A 20,700-nucleotide genomic window follows, 5' to 3' on the forward strand; every position below is an offset into this window, starting at 1 on the left:
AAGGTGTATCAGTCACCTTGGCGTCGGCTGACACTCCTTCGCGAGCAAGCTTCGCTCCTACAGGATTGGGGCTATATATTCGATATGGGTCTTAATAAATAGCTTCTTATTCCTTAACGAATATAACTCTCCTCCCTATACTCGACCGGGAACAGACACGCAGCAGGAGAGTTCCCCATGCGCAACGAACCCATTCGCTACCTGATTGTGCCGGGCTGGCAAGGATCGCCAGAAGATCATTGGCAAAGCCATTGGCAGAACAGCCTGCCCAACAGCGCTCGGGTGGAGCAGGCCGATTGGCTGACGCCACGGCGCGAAGACTGGGTCGCGGCGCTGGCCGAGGCGATTGCCGCCGACAGCAGTCCGGTCATCCTGATTGCCCATAGCCTGGGTTGCATCACCGTTGCGCATTGGGCGGCCACCGCGCCCGTGCAGCATTTGCGTCAGGTGCGCGGCGCTTTGCTGGTTGCGCCGGCGGACGTCGAGCGTCCGGCCTGCTCGCCGGCCTTGCGCAATTTTGCCCCGATCCCGACAGATCTTTTGCCGTTCCCGAGTCAGGTCGTCAGCTCCGATAACGACAGCGCCGTCAGTGCGCCACGCGCATTGGAACTGGCGCGCAACTGGGGCGCCGAGGCCGGGATTCTGGCGGGCGCCGGGCACATCAATGTGAAGTCCGGTCACCAGCGCTGGGAGCAGGGTTTTGCCTATCTGTATCGCCTGCAAAACCGCATGGAACAGCATGCCCTGCGTCGTGCCTGACCTTTTCTTTTTTTAAACGCCCCCGTCTCCCGACGGTGTTGGGCGGGAGTCTGCCATGAGTTTCGAAGCCTTCGGTCAGCCACTGCTGACGTTTCCCGACGCTGAAAAAAGCCCTCTGAGTATCCGCGCCAAGGCGTTGGTATTCGTCGATCCGCGTTCACGACAATTACGCCAGGAGCTGGAGCAACTGGCGCCGCGCTCGCTCTCGGTACTGATCCGTGGCGAAACCGGCAGCGGCAAGGAGCTGCTGGCGCGGCACATCCACCGTGCCAGCGATCGCCCAGGGCTATTCGTCTCGGTCAATTGCGGCGCGATCAGCCCGACCTACGCCGATGCTGAACTGTTCGGATATGCCGCGGGCAGTTACACAGGTTCCGCCAGCAGTCGCGCCGGCTGGTTCGGTTCGGCCAACGGCGGCACGTTGTACCTGGACGAAATCGGCGATTTGCCGCTGCCGATCCAGATCAAATTGCTCGCCGCACTGGAGAACCACGAAGTGACGCGGGTCGGCGCCCATCAGCCGAGCCCGGTGGATGTGCGTCTTGTGGCGGCCACCAGCATCGACCTGGCCCAGGCGGTTGCCGTCGGGAAATTCCATGAGCGGCTCTATCACTACCTCAGTGAAGGCCAACTCGAACTGCCGGCCTTGCGTGAGCGGGTGGGCGACATCCTGTCGTTGGCGGAGTATTTCCTGGGCATCTACAGCCAGCGCCTGGATCTTCCAGTGCCGCTGATCAGCGAAGCCGCACAACAGGTGCTGGAGCGCCATAGTTGGCCGGGCAACACCCGCGAACTGGAAAACGTCATTCACTTCGCGTTGCTGGTGAGTACCGGCGACGAGATTTTGCCGGAGCATCTGAATTTGCCTGATGACGGCCTCAAGCAAATTGAACAACAGCTCAAGCTCATTCTCGCCAGCGGATCAGCCGCCGAAAAAGAAGCCCTGAAACAACTCCTGAAAAACACCGGAATCCTGTAGGAGCGAGCTTGCTCGCGAAAAACCTGAGTACACCGCGGAGTGTCAGGTTCCCAGCGTCATCGTTGACCTCCATCGCGAGCAAGCTTCGCTCCTACAGGTAACCCGCGAGCTAGAGCTGTATGAACAAAATGGAATATGAAAGTGAATAAAAGATATTGTTCGGGAATAAAAAATCCCGGTATTGTCCGCCTCACGCCAGCGATAGCACTTCACTGGCACTCGTATTGATAGCCGTCGCCACAAGCGACCATGATTTTCGATAAGGACACTGCATGAAAAAGGTTCTGTTGTTCACCGCACTGGCGGCTGCCCTGACTGCGGGCCTGGCCCAGGCTGGCGAGAAACTGGTGGTGGCGGCGACCCCGGTTCCACACGCCGAGATTCTTGAACTGATCAAGCCAACCCTCGCCAAAGAAGGCGTGGATCTGGAAATCAAAGTCTTCACCGACTACGTTCAGCCAAACGTGCAGGTTGACCAGAAGCGTCTGGACGCCAACTACTTCCAGACCCTGCCATACCTGAAAAGCTTCAACGAAGGCAAAGGCACCAACCTGGTGACTGTCATCGGCGTTCACGTTGAACCGTTCGGTGGCTACTCCAAGAAAGTCAAAACCCTGGCTGAGCTCAAGGACGGCGCGACCATTGCCATCCCTAACGAAGGCAGCAACAGCGGCCGTGCCCTGATCCTGCTGCAGAAGGCTGGCCTGATCGAGTTGAAAGACCCGAAAAACGCCTTGGCCACGCCAAAAGACATCGCCAAGAACCCGCACAACTTCAAGTTCAAAGAACTCGAATCGGCCATGCTGCCGCGTGTTCTGGACCAGGTCGACCTGGACATGATCAACACCAACTACGCGCTGGAAGCAGGCCTGAACCCTGCTAAAGACGCGCTGGTGATCGAAGGCGCAGACTCGCCTTACGTGAACTTCCTGGTAGCTCGTCCTGATAACAAGGACAGCGTTGCCATCCAGAAACTGGCCAAAGCCCTGACCAGCCCGGAAGTAAAAGCATTCATCGAGAAGAAGTACAGCGGCGCGGTACTGCCAGCGTTCTGATTCGCGAAGTAAACCCTTTCAAGGTTTCAAACGCCGACGGCTGATACAGCGTCGGCGTTTTTTTATGGTACTGCGAAAGCAAAAGATCGCAGCCTTCGGCAGCTCCTACCGGGTTCAGGCCGCCTTGGCCTTCAACGCCCTGCGCAACGCTATCAGCAACTTGACGATGTCCTGTGGATTCATCGGCGGTGGCACTTTCACGTCTGCCATTTTTCTCATCCTTGTGAGTGGTCGGCCGGGAGTCTGGCCAAAAGCGATCCGTCCTTGGAGGGGCATCGTGAAATAAAGACCCTTCCTACGGCGCAAGGGAAAATAGTCGTCTTACGCCGCCCCGGCAAATACCAAAGGTAGTTTTTTACGTGATATCAATATGCTTTAACGGTATTTAAATTTAATTTCTTATGCCTTTAAAGTTGGTGCTTGCAGGGCCGTTATCCACGACCCATGGACTGCGCCACCGTCGCTTATCGAGCGGCGTTCAGGATGTTCAATGAACTTCGATTACGCTTTTATCCTCAGCACCCTGCCGGCGTTTCTCAAGGCTGTGGGCGTGACGCTGCAGGTCGGATTGATCGCCATCGGCACGTCGTTGCTGGTGGCGCTGGTCAACGCCACTGTTCTGGTGTTTCGCGTGCCTTACCTGCGCAGGCTGGTTGGGCTCTACGTTGAGCTGGCACGCAATACGCCGCTGCTGATTCAACTGTTCTTCGTTTATTTCGCCTTGCCCGCACTGGGCATCAAGGTCTCGGGTTTTGCCGCGGCGATCATCACCATGACATTCCTGGGTGGAGCCTATCTCACCGAAGTGCTGCGCGCCGGCGTGGATGCAGTGCCTGCGGCGCAACTGGAATCCGGTCGTTCCATCGGCCTGTCCCAGGGGCAATTACTGCGATACGTGATCCTGCCGCAGGCCGGCATCCTCAGCTTGCCGTCACTGTTCGCCAATTTCATTTTCCTGCTCAAGGAAACGACCGTGGTTTCGGCGGTGGCGGTGCCGGAAATTCTCTACACCACCAAAAGCTACATCGCGCTCTATTACAAAACCTACGAAATGCTCGCCGTGCTGACATTGATTTGCGTGCTGCTGTTCTTGCCGCTGTCGCTGTTGCTCAGCCGTTTGGAAAGGAGGCTGCAACATGGCCAGTTCGGGTCTTGAGTTGCTGTGGGTGTCGTTGCCGCAACTGGGCAAGGGCGCTGCGCAAACTCTGTCGATTTCCTTTCTGAGCATCGCCATCAGCACCTTGGGCGGTGTGCTCTACGGCGTACTGCGCACGCTGAATGTGACGTGGCTGAATGCGATTCTGCGGGTTTATCTGGAGCTGTTCCGGGCGATTCCGGTGCTGGTTTGGCTGTACCTGTTGTTCTTCGGCCTGCCGATCTTTTTTGGAGTGAGCATCCCAAGCTTCTGGTGCGCGGTGCTGGTGCTGTCGCTGTGGGGCGCCAGCGAGGTTGGCGAAGTGGTGCGCGGTGCGTTGCATTCGTTGCCACGCGGGCAGCGCGAGGCTGGGCTGTCGATTGGCCTGAATGCCCCGCAACTCTACGGTTACGTGTTGCTGCCGCAGGCGCTCAAACGCATGACGCCACCGACCATCAACGTCTATACGCGGATCATCAAGACCAGTTCCCTGGCGGTGTTGATCGGTGTAGTGGATGTGATCAAGGTCGGTCAGCAGATCATCGAACGCACCTACGAATCGGTGCTGATCTACGGCGCTCTTTTCCTGTTCTTCTTTTTCATTTGCTACCCGTTGTCGGCCGCTTCGCGTGTGCTGGAACGGCGCTGGACGCAAGCATGAGCGCATTGATCGAGTTCAAGGGCTTCAACAAATTTTTCGCTGAGCAGCAGGTGCTCAAAGAGATCGACCTGAGTGTGAAGCCGGGCGAAGTCATCGTTATCCTCGGCCCCAGCGGCTGCGGAAAAAGTACATTGCTGCGCTGCCTCAATGGTCTGGAAGTCGCCCACAGCGGCAGCCTGAAATTCGGCGGCCGTGAACTGTTGGACACGTCCACTGATTGGCGCGAGGTGCGACAGCAAGTCGGCATGGTGTTCCAGAGTTATCACCTGTTCCCGCACATGAGTGTGCTCGACAACCTGCTGCTCGGCCCGCTCAAAGTCCAGAAACGTGAGCGTCACGAGGCTCGTGCCCAAGCTCAGGCCTTGCTTGAACGCGTCGGCTTGCTGGACAAGCAAGACGCCTTCCCGCGTCAGCTCTCCGGCGGCCAGCAACAACGTATCGCCATTGTCCGTTCGCTGTGCATGAACCCCAAAGTCATGCTCTTCGATGAAGTTACCGCCGCCCTCGACCCGGAAATGGTCAAGGAAGTGCTGGAAGTCATTCAGGGATTGGCCCGCGAGGGCATGACCCTGTTGATCGTCACCCACGAAATGGCCTTCGCCCGCGCTGTGGCCGATCGCATTGTGTTCATGGATGCCGGGCGCATCCTTGAGCAAAACCCTCCCGAGATTTTCTTTACGAACCCGCAAACCGCACGAGCGCAGCAGTTCCTGGAGAAGTTCTCCTACGTCGCCGCACTACCCGAAACGACTCAAACAAAGGAACTGGAACTGCTATGAAAATCGCCAAGTCTTCACTCTTGCTACTGCCACTGCTGGGCCTTGCGTTACTGGCCGGGTGCAACAAAACCGAAGAGGCGCCCAAACCGAAAGTCGCCAGTGAAAGCACTGCACCGGCCAGTTATCTGGAAAAAATCAAGGCACGGGACAAGTTGATCGTGGGCGTGTTCACCGACAAACCGCCCTTCGGTTTCGTCAATGAAGCCGGGCGCTACGTCGGTTTCGATACCGACATCGGTCGGCAATTCGCCAAGGACCTGCTGGGGGATGAAAACAAGGTCGAGTTCGTAGCGGTGGAGCCCGCCAGCCGGATTCCATTCCTGCAAAGCGACAAGGTCGACCTGATCCTGGCCAACATGACCGTCACCCCTGAGCGCAAGGAAGCGGTGGAGTTCACCAATCCGAACCTCAAGGTCGCCGTGCAGGCATTGGTGCCTCAGAACAGCGATGTAAAAAACCTCGATGACCTGGCCACCCGAACCACCATCGTGACCACCGGCACCACGGCCGACATCTGGCTGACCAAAAACCATCCGGACTGGAAACTGCTCAAGTTCGAGAAAAACTCCGAGTCCCTGCAAGCGCTCGCCAATGGGCGTGGCGATGCCTATGCGCAAGACAATCTGGTGTTGTTCAGCTGGGCCAAGCAAAACCCTGGCTACCGTGTGCTCAGCCAGACCCTCGGCGCCGAGGCTCCGATTGCGCCTGCGGTGAAGAAGGGCAACATCGAGTTGCGCGACTGGGTGAATGCCGAGTTGGCAAAGTTGGGTGAGGACAAGTACCTGCTCAAGCTGTACGACCAATATGTGCGCAAGGAACTGAGCGATGACACCAAGCCTGAGAGCGTGATTGTCGAGGGTGGTAAGTGGCAGGGGTAATCCCCTTCGAGCCTGTAAACACTTTCCCTCTGTAGGAGCTGCCGAAGGCTGCGATCTTTTGATCTTGCTTCTTAAAATCAAAAGATCGCAGCCTCGTTGCACTCGACAGCTCCTACAGAGAAAAGGGTGTTTGGTCAGAATATGTACGACAAAAGTCTGTAGGCGCCGGCTTGCTGGCGATGGCGGTGGTGAATGTCAGGTTTAATCCGGCCAATACCACGCCGGCTCATCCAGCATCCGCTGGCCGACGATCCCGGTCTGGCCGAGGGTTTTCTCCAGCACGATGCAATTGCATTCCGGGTCTTCCTGAAGCGCCGAGATTAACCGCCGCGCATGGGACACCACCCACACCTGGCAATGCTCCGAGGCGCGGATGATCAGTCGCGCCAACGCCGGCAGCAGGTCTGGATGCAGGCTGGTTTCCGGTTCGTTCAGTACCATCAGCGTCGGCGGCCGAGGCGTCAGCAGGGCCGCCACCAACAGCAGGTAACGCAACGTTCCGTCTGATAGCTCGGCGGCCGACAAGGGCCGCAGCAATCCTTCCTGAAAGAACTCGATGGCGAAGCGCCCGCCAGGCAGCGCCTCGATGTGTAGGCGTGCGCCGGGAAATGCGTCGCTGATCGCATTTTGCAGAGCCTCTGGGTCGCCGATTTCGATAATGGTCTGCAACGCGGCCGCCAGGTCCCTTCCATCGTGATGCAACACCGGGGTGCGCGTCCCTAGTTGTGGCTGACGCACCGGTGCATCGGCATCGCTGCGAAAGTGATCGTAGAAGCGCCAGCGGCGGATGAACTCGCGCATTTCCAGGATCTCTGGCGAGTTGCGCAGGCTGCCGACTTGATCGAACAGACTGTCGAAATTCGGCGTGTGTTGCGCCAACACATCCCAACTACGGTTGGCGCGGGCGCGGATCATCGGGCCGTCGCGATCCACCAGCAGGCTTGCCGGGCGATAGAACGGCCCGGCCCAGAGGCATTCGCGTTTTACTTGCGGGTCGAGACTGAAACGTGACGGGATGGGAGAGCTGTGTCCGGGCAACATGAAGTGGCCATTGGAATCGGGCAGCCCCAGGCTGATCGAGTAACCGAAGTCCTCACCGGCGAACCCTAAACGCAAGCGTTTAACGCCGTGGCGCACCGTGGCCTCGATCGGCACCTCACCATTGCGCATGCGCCGCGTGATGGTTTCCGGGCCTGCCCAGAAGGTCGAATCCAGCCCGCCCTCGCGGGCCAGCGCATTGACCACGCCACCCTGGGCGGTTTCCGCCAGCAGGCGCAACGCACGGTAAAGATTGGACTTGCCACTGCCGTTGGGACCTGTGATCAGGTTCAACCGACCCAGCGGGATCACCAGTTTATTGATCGAGCGGTAATTGGCTACCGCGAGCGTTTTAAGCATGGAAAGCATCCTGCTTCCGGGAACCGGACTTTATTTGATGTCACAGTGGGCGCGTTTAAAACCCTGTTCTAAGCTGACAGACGTATTGCGCCCGCACAAAGCAAAGGAGTCTGCATGGCTTGTCCCGGATTGAAAATAGCGCTCGGTCTGAGCCTCTTGGTATTACTGACCGCTTGCAATCAAGAGAAGCCGGCCGAGAAGGACCGCCCAAGAGTTTTTGTGCAAATAGTGAAGCCCGGTGACTATGGTGCCAGTGTCACCTTGACCGGCGATGTGCAGGCCCGGGTTCAGACTGAGTTGTCCTTCCGCGTGGGCGGCAAGATCATCCAGCGTAGCGTCGATGTCGGCGACCGGATCTCCGCCAAACAAGTACTCGCCAGACTCGATCCCAAGGACCTGCAAACCAATGTCGACTCGGCACAGGCCCAGGTCGTCGCCGAACAGGCCAAGCTCAAGCAGAACGCTGCTTCGTTCGTGCGCCAGCAAAAACTGCTGCCCAAGGGCTACACCAGCCAAAGTGAATATGACTCCGCCCAGGCCGCATTGCGCAGCACCCAGAGTTCGCTGGCGGCGGCCCAGGCGCAATTGGCCAATGCGAAAGAGCAACTTAGCTACACCGCGTTGATTGCCGAAGCGCCGGGGGTGATCACGGCGCGTCAGGCCGAAGTCGGCCAGGTGGTGCAGGCCACGGTGCCGATTTACAGCCTGGCCCAGGACGGTGGGCGCGATGCGGTTTTCAACGTCTACGAGTCGCTGTTGGCCGAACCGATCTCGGACAAAACGGTGCAGGTCAGCCTGCTCGATAACCCGGCGATCAAAACCACCGGTACTGTTCGGGAAATCACCCCGGCCGTCTCAGAACAGACTGGCACGGTGCAGGTCAAGATCACCCTCGACAGCCTGCCACCGGGCATGCAGCTGGGGTCGGTGGTGAGCGCCACCGGCACCTCAAAGGGCAAGGTCGCCGTGCAGTTACCCTGGTCGGCACTCACCAAGAAAGTCAGCGAACCAGCCGTGTGGCTGGTGGACGCCGAGGGCAAGGCGCAACTGCACCCGGTCACTGTTGGCCGTTACCTGACCGGTAAAGTCATCATCAGTGCAGGCCTGGATGGCGGTGAAAAAGTGGTCATTGCCGGCGGGCAGTTGCTGCACCCCGGCGTCACGGTGGAGATCGCCGAAAACACCTACAAGGAACTGGCCAAGGAGGCACAGCCATGAGGCGCCTGTTACTGATGTGCGCCGGTCTGATGCTGGTGGCCTGCTCGAAAAAAGAAGCGCCACCGGAGCCGGTGCGGCCGGTGTTGTCGATCAAGGTCGAGGCGCTGGGTGAGCAGAATCTCGGACGATTTGCGGGCAACATCCAGGCCCGTTATGAAAGCAACGTCGGTTTCCGCGTGCCGGGACGGATTGCCAGCCGTAGCGTCGATGTGGGCGCCGAGGTCGAGAAGGGTGATTTGCTTGCCTCGCTCGACCCCACCGACCAACAGAACCAGTTGCGCTCGGCAGAGGGCAACCTGGCAAGCATCCAGGCCAACTTGATCAATGCCCAGGCCACCGCCCGACGCCAGCAAAGCCTGTTCGATCAAGGCGTCGGTTCCCAGGCGCAACTGGACTCGGCACTGACCGACCTGAAAACCACCCAGGCGTCCCTCGATCAGGCACGTGCTTCGGTGAGCCAGGCCAAGGATCAGCTCAATTACGTTGAACTGCGCGCCGATCACAAAGCGGTGGTCACCGCGTGGATGGCCGAAGCCGGGCAAGTCGTCACCGCCGGTCAACAGGTGGTGACCCTGGCGCAACCGGACATCAAGGAAGCGGTGATCGACCTGCCGGATACCCTGATCATCCAGATGCCCGCGGATGTGGTGTTCAAGGTCGCCTCGCAGCTGAACCCGGACATCAACACCACGGCTATCGTGCGTGAAATCGAGCCCCAGGCCGAGAGCACCACCCGTACCCGGCGCGCGCGCCTGACCCTGACCGAAACACCGGCTGCATTTCGCCTGGGCACGGCGATCAGCGTGACCCTGAGCTCAGCCATCAAGCCGCAAATCGAACTGCCCCTGAGCGCCTTGCAGGAGGTCGAGGGCAAGCCGCGCATCTGGGTCGTCGATACCCAGGCGCAAACCGTTTCTCCCCGAGACGTCAGCGTCGTCAGCCGCACCGACAGCACCGTGCTGGTGGCCAGTGGCGTGAAGTCCGGCGAGCGAATCGTGAGTGCGGGCGTGAACAGCCTCAAACCGGGGCAAAAAGTCAAAGTCGACGAAGGAAGCCCACAATGAAAGGGAGTTTCAACGTATCCGAATGGGCACTCAAACATCAGTCATTCATCTGGTACCTGATGTTCGTCGCGTTGCTGATGGGGGTGATTTCCTACATCAACCTGGGGCGTGAGGAAGACCCTTCGTTCACCATCAAGACCATGGTGATCCAGAGTAAATGGCCCGGTGCGACGCAGGAGGAAACCCTCAAGCAGGTGACCGACCGCATCGAGAAAAAACTTGAGGAGCTTGATTCCCTCGACTACGTGAAAAGCTACACCCGGCCCGGCGAATCCACGGTTTACGTGAACTTGCGTGACACCACCAAAGCCAAGGACATTCCGGAAATCTGGTACCAGGTGCGCAAGAAGATCAACGACATTCGCGGCTCGTTCCCCCAGGGGCTTCAAGGGCCTGCGTTCAACGACGAGTTCGGTGACGTGTTCGGTTCGATCTACGCCTTTACCGCCGACGGCTTGTCGATGCGCCAGTTGCGTGACTATGTCGAGCAGGCTCGGGACGAGATCCGTGGCGTGCCGGGGTTGGGCAAGATCGAGATGATTGGCCAGCAGGACGAAGTGCTCTTCCTGAATTTCTCCACGCGCAAACTGGCGGCACTGGGGATCGACCAGCAGCAAGTCGTTCAAAGTCTGCAAACCCAGAACGCCGTGACCCCGGCGGGGGTGATCGAGGCCGGTCCCGAGCGGATTTCGGTGCGCACTTCCGGTCAGTTCATTTCCGAGAAGGACCTGGCCAACGTCAATCTGCGCCTCAATGATCGCTTTTATCGACTGGCTGACATTGCCGATATCCGTCGTGGTTATGTCGATCCTGCGACCCCGGAGTTTCGCTTCAACGGCCAGCCCGCCATCGGCCTGGCCATTGCCATGCAGTCGGGCGGCAACATCCAGACCTTCGGCAAGGCGTTGCACCAGCGGATCAATGAGCTGACGGCCAACCTGCCCGTGGGCGTTGGCGTGCACAACGTGTCCGACCAGGCCGTGGTGGTGGAGCAAGCCGTCGGTGGCTTCACCAGCGCCTTGTTCGAGGCCGTGGTGATCGTGCTGGTGGTCAGCTTCATCAGCCTCGGCGTGCGTGCGGGGCTGGTGGTGGCGTGCTCGATCCCGTTGGTGCTGGCGATGGTCTTTGTATTCATGGAATACAGCGGCATCACCATGCAGCGGATCTCCCTCGGCGCGCTGATCATCGCCCTGGGCCTGTTGGTGGATGACGCGATGATTACCGTCGAGATGATGGTTTCGCGCCTGGAACTGGGCGAAACCAAGGAACAAGCCGCGACCTTTGCCTACACCTCGACCGCGTTCCCGATGCTCACCGGTACCCTGGTGACGGTTGCCGGTTTCGTACCCATCGGCCTAAACGGCAGCTCGGCCGGCGAATACACCTTCACCCTGTTTGCGGTGATTGCGGTGGCCATGATTGTTTCGTGGGTCGTCGCGGTGCTATTCGCCCCGGTGATCGGCGTGCACATTCTCAGCACCAAAGTGAAGCCGCACTCGGAAGATCCTGGGCGCCTGGGGCGGGCTTTCAATAATGGCCTTCTATGGAGCATGCGTAATCGCTGGTGGGCGATCGGCTTCACGGTGCTGCTGTTCGTGCTGTCGGTGTTAGGCATGGGCCTGGTGCAGAACCAGTTCTTCCCGGCCTCGGATCGCCCGGAAATTCTCGTGGACCTGAACCTGCCACAGAACGCTTCCATCGATGAAACCCGCAAAGCCGTGGACAAGCTCGAAGCGACCCTCAAGGACGATCCGGACATCGTGCGCTGGAGCAGCTACATCGGCCAGGGCGCGATTCGTTTCTACCTGCCACTGGACCAGCAACTGCAAAACCCTTACTACGCGCAGCTGGTGATCGTCAGCAAGGACTTCGAAACCCGCAAGGTCCTCAGTGATCGCCTGCGCGAGCGTCTGCGCAAAGACTTCGTCGGCATCGGCAGCTTCGTCCAAGCGTTGGAGATGGGTCCGCCCGTGGGCCGGCCGATGCAATACCGGGTCAGCGGCCAGGACATCGACCAGGTGCGTAAGCACGCCATCGACCTGGCCACTGTGCTGGACAAGAACCCACACATCGGCGAGATCATTTTCGACTGGAACGAGCCGGGCAAGGTCGTGCGCATCGACATCGCGCAGGACAAGGCCCGCCAACTCGGGCTGTCGTCCGAGGACGTGGCTAACCTGATGAACAGCATCGTCAGCGGCTCGACGGTGACTCAGGTCGACGATGACATCTACCTGATCAACGTGGTCGGCCGCGCGGTGGATGCCGAGCGGGGTTCGCCGGAAACCTTGCAGAACCTGCAGATCGTCACACCGGGCGGCGTTTCCATTCCGCTGCTGGCGTTTGCCACCGTGCGCTATGAACTGGAACAGCCATTGGTGTGGCGCCGCGACCGAAAACCGACGATCACCATTAAGGCCGGCACCATCGGCGAGATTCAACCCACCGATCTGGTAGCCCTGCTCAAGCCGGACATCGACAAGTTCGCCGCGCAATTGCCGGCGGGCTACAAAGTCGCCACCGGCGGTACCGTGGAGGAGAGCGCCAAGGCCCAAGGGCCGATCAACAAGGTCGTGCCGTTGATGATCTTCCTGATGGCAACCTTCCTGATGATTCAGTTGCACAGTGTGCAGAAGCTGTTCCTGGTGGTCAGCGTCGCGCCGCTGGGTTTGATCGGCGTGGTGCTGGCACTGGTGCCGACGGGCACGCCCATGGGCTTTGTGGCGATCCTGGGGATCCTGGCGCTGATCGGCATCATCATCCGCAACTCGGTGATCCTGGTGACCCAGATCGAGGCGTTCGAGCATGAAGGGTATTCGCCGTGGGATGCCGTGGTGGAAGCCACCGAGCACCGTCGCCGACCCATCCTGCTGACCGCCGCGGCGGCGAGCCTGGGCATGATCCCGATTGCCCGGGAAGTGTTCTGGGGGCCGATGGCCTACGCGATGATCGGCGGGATCATCGTCGCCACGCTACTCACATTGCTGTTTCTGCCGGCGCTGTATGTGGCTTGGTACAGGATCCGCGAGCCGAAGAAAGAGGCGGTTTAAAGCGAGCGCTGCGCGCTCATCGCGGGCAAGCCCGCTCCCACAGTGTTTGCGCCGTATACACACTTTGTGTTCGACCGCGATACCTGTGGGAGCGGGCTTGCCCGCGATGGCGTCAGTATTGACACCGCAAACCCAAGACTTAAACCCTTCGCCAAACACTCGCCAACCAAGGCTGCTGCTCCCGCGGCAGCCCCGTCGGCCGGTAGTAATGCTCCAGCTCCACAAACCCCGCCTCAGTCAGCAATTGCTGCCAAGCCGCAAGATCGTGATACGACCCATAACGCGGCCCATTCCAGCCTTCCTGGTTCTCGCCACGTGGATTGGAACTGAACAACACGCCACCTGGTTTCAGCGACTCACGCAACTGCTTCAGCACCCGAGGCAGTTCCTGGCGAGGGATGTGAAACAACACCGCATTGGCAAAAATCCCGTCGAACCGCTCGGCCGGCAAATCGAGTTTCAGAAAGTCCTGCTGCCAGACTTCGCATCCACTGTCCTCGCGGGCCATCTGCGCCAGTTTCTCGGAACCGTCGAGACCGATTGCCTTGTGGCCCATGCGGGTAAAGGTCTGAAGATCGCGCCCGGGACCACAGCCAAAATCGAGAACGTCGAACGGCGCTTGCCCCTGAATATGCCGCAGCAACGCATCGATATTCTGGCTGACATCATGATCGCGAGTGCCTTCGCGAAAGCTTTCGGCCACCGAGTTGTAGTGGCCGAGCGTGGTGGAGGTGATCTGCTCCAGATCGGTGGGCGTCTGTTTCATGGTCGGCTACGCAGGCAATTGGGATTTGCCGAATATACGCCAAGAGGCTTGGGGCTGCTGCGCAGCCCATCGCGAGCAAGCTTGCTCCTACAGTTGACCGCGTCGGCTCAGACAACACGATCCACTGTAGGAGCTGCCGCAGGCTGCGATCTTTTGATCTTGATCTACCGCTTGTTCAACCCCCGCGCCAACCGATCCCCACCCAACTGAATCACCGCCACCAACGCCACCAGCAACACAATTACCGTCAGCATGATCTGGCTATCGAACCGCTGATACCCATACCGATAGGCGATGTCACCCAACCCACCCGCACCAATCGCCCCGGCCATGGCCGATGAATTGATCATGGTCACCAACGTGATCGTGAACCCGCCGACAATCCCCGGCAGCGCCTCGGGCAACAGCACATGCCAAACGATGTGCCCGCGACGGCAACCCATGGCTTGCGCCGCTTCGATCAAGCCGTGATCGACCTCGCGCAGACTGACTTCGGCGATGCGTGCAAAAAACGGCGTGGCGGCGATGGTCAATGGCACGACGGCGGCCCACACGCCGTAGGTGGTGCCGACGATCAGCCGGGTGAACGGAATCAGCGCCACCATCAAGATCAGAAACGGAATCGAGCGGAACAGGTTCACGAACGCGCCCAGTGCACGGTTCAGCGCCGGGGCTTCGTAAATGCCGCCCTTGGAGCTGGTGACCAGGATGACCGCCAGCGGAATACCCGCCAGCAGTGCGATCAATGACGACACGCCGACCATCAAGAACGTGTCGATGAAACCTTGCAGCAAGCGATCAAACCACATAACCCAACACCTCTACCTGTTGCGCCCAGTTGCCGGCGCGTTGCCGCAGTTCTTCGGCATCGAGGGGCGAGCCGGTCACGGCCAGCAGCAGTTGCCCGAGTGCATGTCCCTGAATCCGTTCCACGCCACCCTGCAGCAAGCGCACGCGGCCACCGAGGGCAGTGAAGAGCGCGGCCAGGTCCGGCTCGGCGTGAGCCGTCCCGGTAAATTGCAGGCGCAGCACCACGGCGTCTTCCGACGTTTGCGGTTGCGGTTGCAAGCGGCTTTGCAGCTCCGCTGGCAGGGCATGTTGCAACGGTGCGAGCAAGGTTTTGCTCACCTCGTGCCGCGGGTTGCCGAACACCTCCCACACCGGGCCTTGCTCGACGATTCGCCCGTGTTCGAGGACCACGACGCGATCGCAGATTTCACGAATCACCGCCATCTCGTGGGTGATCAGGACGATGGTCAAACCCAGGCGCTGATTGATCTCGCGCAGCAAACCGAGGATCGATTGCGTGGTCTCCGGATCCAGCGCCGACGTGGCTTCGTCGCACAGCAGAATCGCCGGGTCATGCACCAGCGCGCGGGCGATGCCGACACGCTGTTTCTGCCCGCCGGAGAGTTGCGCCGGATATGCTTTGTGCTTGGCCTGCAGGCCCACCAGCTCCAGCAGTTCACGGACCTTTTGCTCGCGCTTTTCCTTGGGTACGCCGGCGACTTTCAACGGCAGCTCGACGTTCTGCCAAACGGTCTTGGCCGACATCAGGTTGAAGTGCTGGAAGATCATGCCGATGCGCCGACGCAGCGCCACCAGGCGGTCCTCATCGAACTCGCCAATGTCGACCTGATCGATCAGCACCCGGCCCGAGGTCGGTTGCTCCAGGCGATTGATCGTGCGGATCAGCGACGACTTGCCGGCGCCGCTGCGGCCAATGATGCCAAACACTTCACCGCGCTGGATCGCCAGGTCGATGCCGTGCAGGGCTGCCACCGGGCCTTGTTGACCGTCGTAGGTTTTGCCCAGGCCGATGAAGCGTACGTGGGCGCGATTGAGCTGCGGATGCAGCTCGGCTTGCGCAGCGTTATGAGGCTCTGGGATCTCCAGTCGCAATTGAGTGGCGGCAGTCATGCTCAGCTCTCCCAGCCGGCTTGATAGAGCTTGCCGTGGGCTTTATCCAAGGCGGCGCGCACGGCGGGCGAGTGCTGGTAAATGTCGACGAACTTGATGAGACGCGGGTCGGTTTTGCTTTTCGGCTGAATCACGAACTGGATCACGTATTCCTTGTGATCGAGGCCGTCGAACAGCAAGGCGGAACCGGCATCGAAGGTCTTCGACAGACGAATGTAGGCCGGGTAACCCTGGACCAGATCGGCGTCGTCGTAGGCGCGTACCAGTTGCACCGCTTCAACCTGCAGGATTTTGATTTTCTTCGGGTTGGCGATGATGTCTTCTTCGGTGGCTTTGTAGCCCACGCCAGGTTTGAGAGTGATCAGGCCCGACTTGGCCAACAGCTGCAAACCACGGCCGCTGTTGATCGGGTCGTTGGCGATGGCGACGCTGGCGCCTTCTGGCAACTCGTCGAAGCTTTTGTATTTTTTCGAGTAGAGGCCGACGTTGTTGATGATCCCTGGCGCGAACGGCACCAGGTCGAAACCTGCGGCTGCTTTTGCGTTTTCCAGGAACGGGATGTGCTGGAAGTAATTCACGTCGATGTCGCCTGAGGCGAGGCTGACGTTCGGTGCGATCCAGTCGCTGAACTCCACCAGCTCGACTTTCAGGCCTTGTTTGTTGGCTTCTTCGACGGCGGCTTCCAGTGGAATCGCGAAGGCGGCGGTGGTGCCGATTTTCAATGGGGCGTCGGCGGCGAAAGTCACCGAGCTGAACAGGCCGAGGGCCAGGGCCAGTGCTTTGACTGGGTGGGAAAGGTAGTTTTTGGTCATGATGGTCATTCCAGTCAGTGCATAAGATTTGTGGTGTTTGTTAGGGCCTCATCGCTGGCAAGCCAGCTCCCACATTGTTTTGTGTTGTTCACAAATTTTGTGTCCACCGCGATACCTGTGGGAGCTGGCTTGCCAGCGATGCTTTTTAACGCCGGTAAGCCGAACCCGTGTGTTGCTCAGGCAAATACGCCCCCTCGCGAAACAGCTTTTCCCGCAAGCTGCCCTCGTCATAAGCAGTCTTGTACGACCCCCGCCGTTGCAGCTCGGGGATCACCAGATCGATGAAATCCACATAGCTTTCCGGCGTGACAATGCGCGTCAGGTTGAAGCCGTCCAGCCCGGTTTCGGCGATCCAGGATTCCAGTTCGTCGGCCACTTGTTCAGGCGAGCCGACCACGGTGATGTAGCGTCCGCCGAGGGCGTGCTGTTCCAGCAATTTGCGTCGGGTCCAGTCGTTGTTCTGCAGGTTTTTGGTCGCGGACTGGATGGCATTGCTCTTCACGTACTGGATCGGTTCGTCGATGGCGTACTCGGAAAAATCAATCCCGGTGGAGGCGGAGAAATGCGCCACGCCGGCCTCGGCACTGGCGTAGCTCAGGTACTCGGCGTGTTTGGCCCAGGCCAGTTCCTCGGTGGCGCCGACGATCACGTTCAGGCCCATGAACACCTTGATGTCCTCGGGGTTGCGACCTGCGTCGACGGCACTGGCACGGACCTTGTCCACCTGAACCTTGGTCGATGCTTTGGTCTGCCCGCTGATGAACACGCACTCGGCATGCCGCCCGGCGAACAGCAATCCACGATCGGAGCTGCCGGCCTGGAACAAAACCGGCGTGCGCTGTGGCGAGGGCTCGCACAGGTGATAGCCCTCGACCTGATAAAACTCTCCCTTGTGCTCGACCTTGTGCACCTTGTCCGGTTGCGCATAGACGCGCTGCCGGGGATCGTTGAGCACTGCGCCGTTTTCCCAGCTGCCTTCCCAGAGTTTGTAAAGCACCTCCAGGTACTCGTCGGCCTGGTCATAGCGACGGTCGTGCTCGACCTGTTCGGTCAAGCCCATGGCTTTGGCAGCGCTGTCGAGGTAACCGGTGACGATGTTCCAGCCCACGCGACCACGGCTCAGGTGATCAAGCGTCGACATGCGTCGCGCGAACAGATACGGCGGCTCGTAGGTGAGGTTGGCGGTGAGGCCGAAGCCGAGGTTCTTGGTCACCGCGGCCATGGCCGAGACCAGCAGAAGTGGGTCGTTGACCGGCAGCTGGATCGACTCCTTGAGGGTCACGTCCACCGAATTCTGATAGACGTCGTAAACGCCAACGATATCGGCGATGAACAAGCCGTCGAACAGACCGCGCTCAAGCAACTGCGCCAGTTCGGTCCAGTACTCGATGGTCTTGTACCGGGTTGAAGTGTCACGGGGGTGCGTCCACAAACCGTGATTGATATGCCCGATGCAGTTCATGTTGAACGCGTTGAGCAGGATCTTTTTTTTGCTTTGAAGAGGCGTGCTCATCAGATGGTCCCCCGTAACGGAGGGTTTTCATCGTTGAGGTAGTAATTGCCTACCGCGTGATACTTCCAGCGCACCGGATCGTGGAGGGTGTGCACGCGGGCGTTGCGCCAGTGACGATCCAGGCCATGCTCGATCAGGGTCGCCTGGCTGCCGGCCAGTTCGAACAGGGTGCTGCCGGCGGCGAGGGAAATTTCCGTGCTGATCGCGCGAGCCTCGGCGACGGCAATCGATGCGGCGGCGACGGTGTCGACACTGGTATCGGCCTGGGCCTTGTCGAGGAACTCGCCGGCGCGTTCAAGCAGCGCTTCGGCAGCGTGCAGGCGAATGCTCAAGTGGCCGAAGCTCTTGAGGGTCAACGGGTCGTCGGTGGCTTTTTCATGGGTGGCGTCGATCCATGGCCGGGTTTTGGTGCGCACGAAGTGCAGCGCATCTTCGTAGGCGGCGCGGGCGATGCCGGTATCAATCGCAGCATGGAGAATCTGCGCCAGTGGACCGACCGGTGTCGGGCGTTCGAAAGCGCTCTGGAACGGGATCACATCCTCGGCGGCCACAAAAACATCTTCGAACACTACCGAGCCGCTGCCGGTGGTGCGCTGGCCGAAACCGCTCCAGTCGTCGATGACGGTCAATCCCTTGCTGTCGCGTGGGATGAATGCCAATTGCTGCACGCCGTTTTCATCCACCACCGAAGTGGGGATGCGCTGGGCGTAAATCGCGCCCGTGGCGTAGAACTTGCGACCGTTGATGCGATAGCCGCTGCCGTCCTGCGTCAGGCGGGTAACGCGATCGTGGGCGGTTTTGGTGCCGAGTTCGGCCAGTGCATTGCCGAAACGCTGACCGGCCAGCACTTCGGCGTACAGGCGTTTTTTCTGCTCGGTGCTGCCGTTCACGCGCAGTACTTCCAAGGCATAGAAATGGTTCTGCGGGATCTGTCCGAGCGAGCCGTCGGCCTGGGCGATCAACGCGATCACCTTGGCCAGGGTAACGTTGGAAACTCCAGCGCCACCGTATTCCTTTGGCACGCTGATGCCCCAAAGGCCCGAGCGGGAAAACACTTCCAGCTCCGGATACGGCAATCGACGCTCGCGGTCGCGCAGAGCGCTATCGCGCTTGAAATCATCGGCCAGGTCGCTGGCGACAATCAGGGCTTGCTCATCGCTGGTTATGACCGCGACGTGGTGAGAACTTGTCATGTGTTTCTCCAGCTGTCTGGTCGTTAAATCCAGGAATGGCGAGCGGGCAATGTGCCGTTCAAGTGATAGGCGCCGACGGCGTGATACTTCCAGCGCACCGGGTCATGCAGCGTGTGTACCCGGGCGTTGCGCCAGTGGCGATCGAGGTTGAATTCGGCGAGGGTGGCGCGGCTGCCGGCCAGTTCGAAGAGCTTCTCGCTGGCCTGCAACGAGACCTCGGTGGTCAGCACTTTGGCTTCTGCCACGGCAATCGAAGCGCGGGCGGCGGACTCGGCGGTCAGTGGTGCGGCACTGACCTGATCGAGTACCTGGCCCGCCTTGCGCAGCAGGGCTTCGGCGGCGTGCAGTTCGATCTTCAATTTGCCGATATCGGCAATCACATACAGATCATCGCTGGCGCGTTCGACATTGGCGTCGATCCATGGTCGGGCGCGTTTTTTCACGAACTCGATCGCGTCGTCGATGGCGCCCCGGGCGATGCCGGCGTCGATGGCCGCTTGAATCAGCTGCGAGACGGCGCCTTGGGTATTGGGCTTCTCGTTGATCTTCCAGTTATCCACCACCAACTCGGCGTCGACGCGCACGTTGTTGAGCAAAATGGTGCCGCTGGCCGTGGTGCGCTGACCGAAACCGGACCAGTCATCGACGATGCGCAGCCCGGGTGTGCCCCGGCGCACGAAGGCCAGCACTTGCTTGCCGTCATCGTTGATCGCCTTGACCGCAACCCAGTGCGCGAACAGCGCGCCGGTGGAATAGAACTTCTGCCCGCTGAGGACAAAACCCTCGCCGTCGGCGGTGATGCGCGCCTTGAGTTCAAGCGTGTTTTTGGTGCCGCGCTCCGGCCCCGCATTACCGATGCGCCAGCCGTCGAGGACGCTTTTGGCGAGCAGTTTTTTCTGCACATCGGTCGCGCTGCCGAACACCAGGTTGAGGATGCCGAATTGGTTTTGCGGGATCTGTCCGAGGGCCGGGTCCGCCGCGGAAATGATCGCGAAAACCTCGGCCAGGGTGACGAAGGAAACCTGCGGGCCACCGTACTCGCGCGGGATGGCGATGCTGCCCAGGCCGCTACGGGTAAATTGTTCGATTTCTGACCAAGGCAACTTGCGCTGCTGGTCACGTTTAGCTGCTTGCACGCGGGCAACCTGCGCCAGCTCATGGGCAGCCTTGATGGCTTGGGCATCGTTGCGCAGCACTTGGGCGGGCAACAACAAGGGGGCGACGTCCAGATCACTCTAAACGATTGCTTCTGCCAGACTGGACATCAGTGCCGCTCCTTGGCTGCACGCAATGCCCTGGCGATCTGCACTGGGGTGATTGTGTTCCGGACCATACCTACCTCACATCTCATGGAAGCGCCGCTGTGCGGCGAACGAAAACAAGAATGTCCGGTGGTCCGGTGTATATACCTTAAGTGTTTATAAAATAGTTATGAACTAACTTTTTGGAATATGTATAGAAGAGCTAACAGATCGCAGCCTGCGGCAGCTCCTACAGGGCTTTCATGCATTCTGTAGGAG

The 20,700-nt window shown here is 59.7% G+C and carries 18 protein-coding genes; 10 read left to right on the forward strand and 8 right to left on the reverse strand.

Translation table 11 applies throughout. The annotated features are described in order from the left end of the window. Positions 1-177: 177 nt before the first annotated feature. The 7 genes from ACRESJ_RS32120 (at position 178) to ACRESJ_RS32150 (ending at position 6,246) form a co-directional block, all read left to right on the forward strand. Positions 178-759, forward strand: a complete 582-nt coding sequence (locus ACRESJ_RS32120) for an alpha/beta hydrolase (protein ID WP_431761500.1) — start codon at positions 178-180, stop codon at positions 757-759. Between the two features lie 55 nt (positions 760-814). Continuing rightward, positions 815-1,738 (forward strand): sigma 54-interacting transcriptional regulator, encoded by a 924-nt coding sequence (locus tag ACRESJ_RS32125; RefSeq protein WP_431761501.1) that lies wholly within the window; start codon positions 815-817, stop codon positions 1,736-1,738. Between the two features lie 272 nt (positions 1,739-2,010). Further along, complete coding sequence (locus ACRESJ_RS32130) at positions 2,011-2,793, forward strand: MetQ/NlpA family ABC transporter substrate-binding protein (protein WP_010464830.1); 783 nt, start codon at positions 2,011-2,013, stop codon at positions 2,791-2,793. Positions 2,794-3,283: 490 nt separating this feature from the next. Beyond that, positions 3,284-3,949 (forward strand): amino acid ABC transporter permease, encoded by a 666-nt coding sequence (locus tag ACRESJ_RS32135; protein WP_431761502.1) that lies wholly within the window; start codon positions 3,284-3,286, stop codon positions 3,947-3,949. Further along, positions 3,930-4,589, forward strand: a complete 660-nt coding sequence (locus ACRESJ_RS32140) for an amino acid ABC transporter permease (protein WP_431761503.1) — start codon at positions 3,930-3,932, stop codon at positions 4,587-4,589. The genes ACRESJ_RS32135 and ACRESJ_RS32140 overlap by 20 nt, the downstream gene beginning before the upstream one ends. Further along, entirely contained in the window at positions 4,586-5,368 is a 783-nt protein-coding gene (locus ACRESJ_RS32145; RefSeq protein ID WP_431761504.1) for an amino acid ABC transporter ATP-binding protein, read from the forward strand. The genes ACRESJ_RS32140 and ACRESJ_RS32145 overlap by 4 nt, the downstream gene beginning before the upstream one ends. Further along, positions 5,365-6,246, forward strand: a complete 882-nt coding sequence (locus ACRESJ_RS32150; RefSeq protein ID WP_431761505.1) for a transporter substrate-binding domain-containing protein — start codon at positions 5,365-5,367, stop codon at positions 6,244-6,246. The genes ACRESJ_RS32145 and ACRESJ_RS32150 overlap by 4 nt, the downstream gene beginning before the upstream one ends. A gap of 201 nt (positions 6,247-6,447) precedes the next feature. Here ACRESJ_RS32150 and ACRESJ_RS32155 read toward each other — a convergent pair whose 3' ends face one another. Continuing rightward, the gene (locus ACRESJ_RS32155) at positions 6,448-7,644 is read right to left on the reverse strand and encodes an AAA family ATPase (RefSeq protein ID WP_431761506.1); all 1,197 of its coding nucleotides are present in this window, start codon (positions 7,642-7,644) and stop codon (positions 6,448-6,450) included. Positions 7,645-7,758: 114 nt separating this feature from the next. Here ACRESJ_RS32155 and ACRESJ_RS32160 point away from each other — a divergent pair, with 114 nt between their 5' ends. Genes ACRESJ_RS32160 through ACRESJ_RS32170 form a run of 3 tightly spaced genes read left to right on the forward strand, consistent with a single transcriptional unit; the run spans position 7,759 to position 12,976 of the window. Further along, positions 7,759-8,862 (forward strand): efflux RND transporter periplasmic adaptor subunit, encoded by a 1,104-nt coding sequence (locus ACRESJ_RS32160; protein ID WP_431761507.1) that lies wholly within the window; start codon positions 7,759-7,761, stop codon positions 8,860-8,862. After that, on the forward strand, positions 8,859-9,926 hold the full coding sequence (locus ACRESJ_RS32165) for an efflux RND transporter periplasmic adaptor subunit (protein WP_431761508.1): 1,068 nt from the start codon (positions 8,859-8,861) through the stop codon (positions 9,924-9,926). Before ACRESJ_RS32160 ends, ACRESJ_RS32165 begins: the two co-directional genes overlap by 4 nt. After that, on the forward strand, positions 9,923-12,976 hold the full coding sequence (locus tag ACRESJ_RS32170; RefSeq protein WP_431761509.1) for an efflux RND transporter permease subunit: 3,054 nt from the start codon (positions 9,923-9,925) through the stop codon (positions 12,974-12,976). The genes ACRESJ_RS32165 and ACRESJ_RS32170 overlap by 4 nt, the downstream gene beginning before the upstream one ends. 139 nt (positions 12,977-13,115) lie before the next feature. Here ACRESJ_RS32170 and ACRESJ_RS32175 read toward each other — a convergent pair whose 3' ends face one another. The 7 genes from ACRESJ_RS32175 to ACRESJ_RS32205 form a co-directional block, all read right to left on the reverse strand. Continuing rightward, positions 13,116-13,742, reverse strand: a complete 627-nt coding sequence (locus ACRESJ_RS32175; protein WP_431761510.1) for a class I SAM-dependent methyltransferase — start codon at positions 13,740-13,742, stop codon at positions 13,116-13,118. Positions 13,743-13,906: 164 nt separating this feature from the next. Next, the gene (locus ACRESJ_RS32180; RefSeq protein ID WP_008057629.1) at positions 13,907-14,551 is read right to left on the reverse strand and encodes a methionine ABC transporter permease; all 645 of its coding nucleotides are present in this window, start codon (positions 14,549-14,551) and stop codon (positions 13,907-13,909) included. Further along, positions 14,541-15,662 (reverse strand): methionine ABC transporter ATP-binding protein, encoded by a 1,122-nt coding sequence (locus tag ACRESJ_RS32185; protein WP_431761511.1) that lies wholly within the window; start codon positions 15,660-15,662, stop codon positions 14,541-14,543. The genes ACRESJ_RS32180 and ACRESJ_RS32185 overlap by 11 nt, the downstream gene beginning before the upstream one ends. Positions 15,663-15,664: 2 nt before the next feature. Next, positions 15,665-16,474 carry a MetQ/NlpA family ABC transporter substrate-binding protein gene (locus tag ACRESJ_RS32190; protein WP_431761512.1) on the reverse strand — a complete coding sequence of 270 codons (810 nt, stop codon included), beginning with the start codon at positions 16,472-16,474 and terminating at the stop codon, positions 15,665-15,667. A gap of 145 nt (positions 16,475-16,619) precedes the next feature. Further along, a complete protein-coding gene (locus ACRESJ_RS32195; protein ID WP_431761513.1) occupies positions 16,620-17,987 on the reverse strand; it encodes an LLM class flavin-dependent oxidoreductase in 1,368 nt (455 codons plus the stop codon). Next, positions 17,987-19,180 carry an SfnB family sulfur acquisition oxidoreductase gene (locus ACRESJ_RS32200; RefSeq protein ID WP_431761514.1) on the reverse strand — a complete coding sequence of 398 codons (1,194 nt, stop codon included), beginning with the start codon at positions 19,178-19,180 and terminating at the stop codon, positions 17,987-17,989. Before ACRESJ_RS32200 ends, ACRESJ_RS32195 begins: the two co-directional genes overlap by 1 nt. Before the next feature lie 23 nt (positions 19,181-19,203). Further along, positions 19,204-20,391 (reverse strand): SfnB family sulfur acquisition oxidoreductase, encoded by a 1,188-nt coding sequence (locus ACRESJ_RS32205; protein WP_431761515.1) that lies wholly within the window; start codon positions 20,389-20,391, stop codon positions 19,204-19,206. Positions 20,392-20,700 lie beyond the last annotated feature (309 nt).

The sequence above is a fragment of the Pseudomonas sp. genome (assembly GCF_050739655.1).
GTDB lineage: Bacteria > Pseudomonadota > Gammaproteobacteria > Pseudomonadales > Pseudomonadaceae > Aquipseudomonas.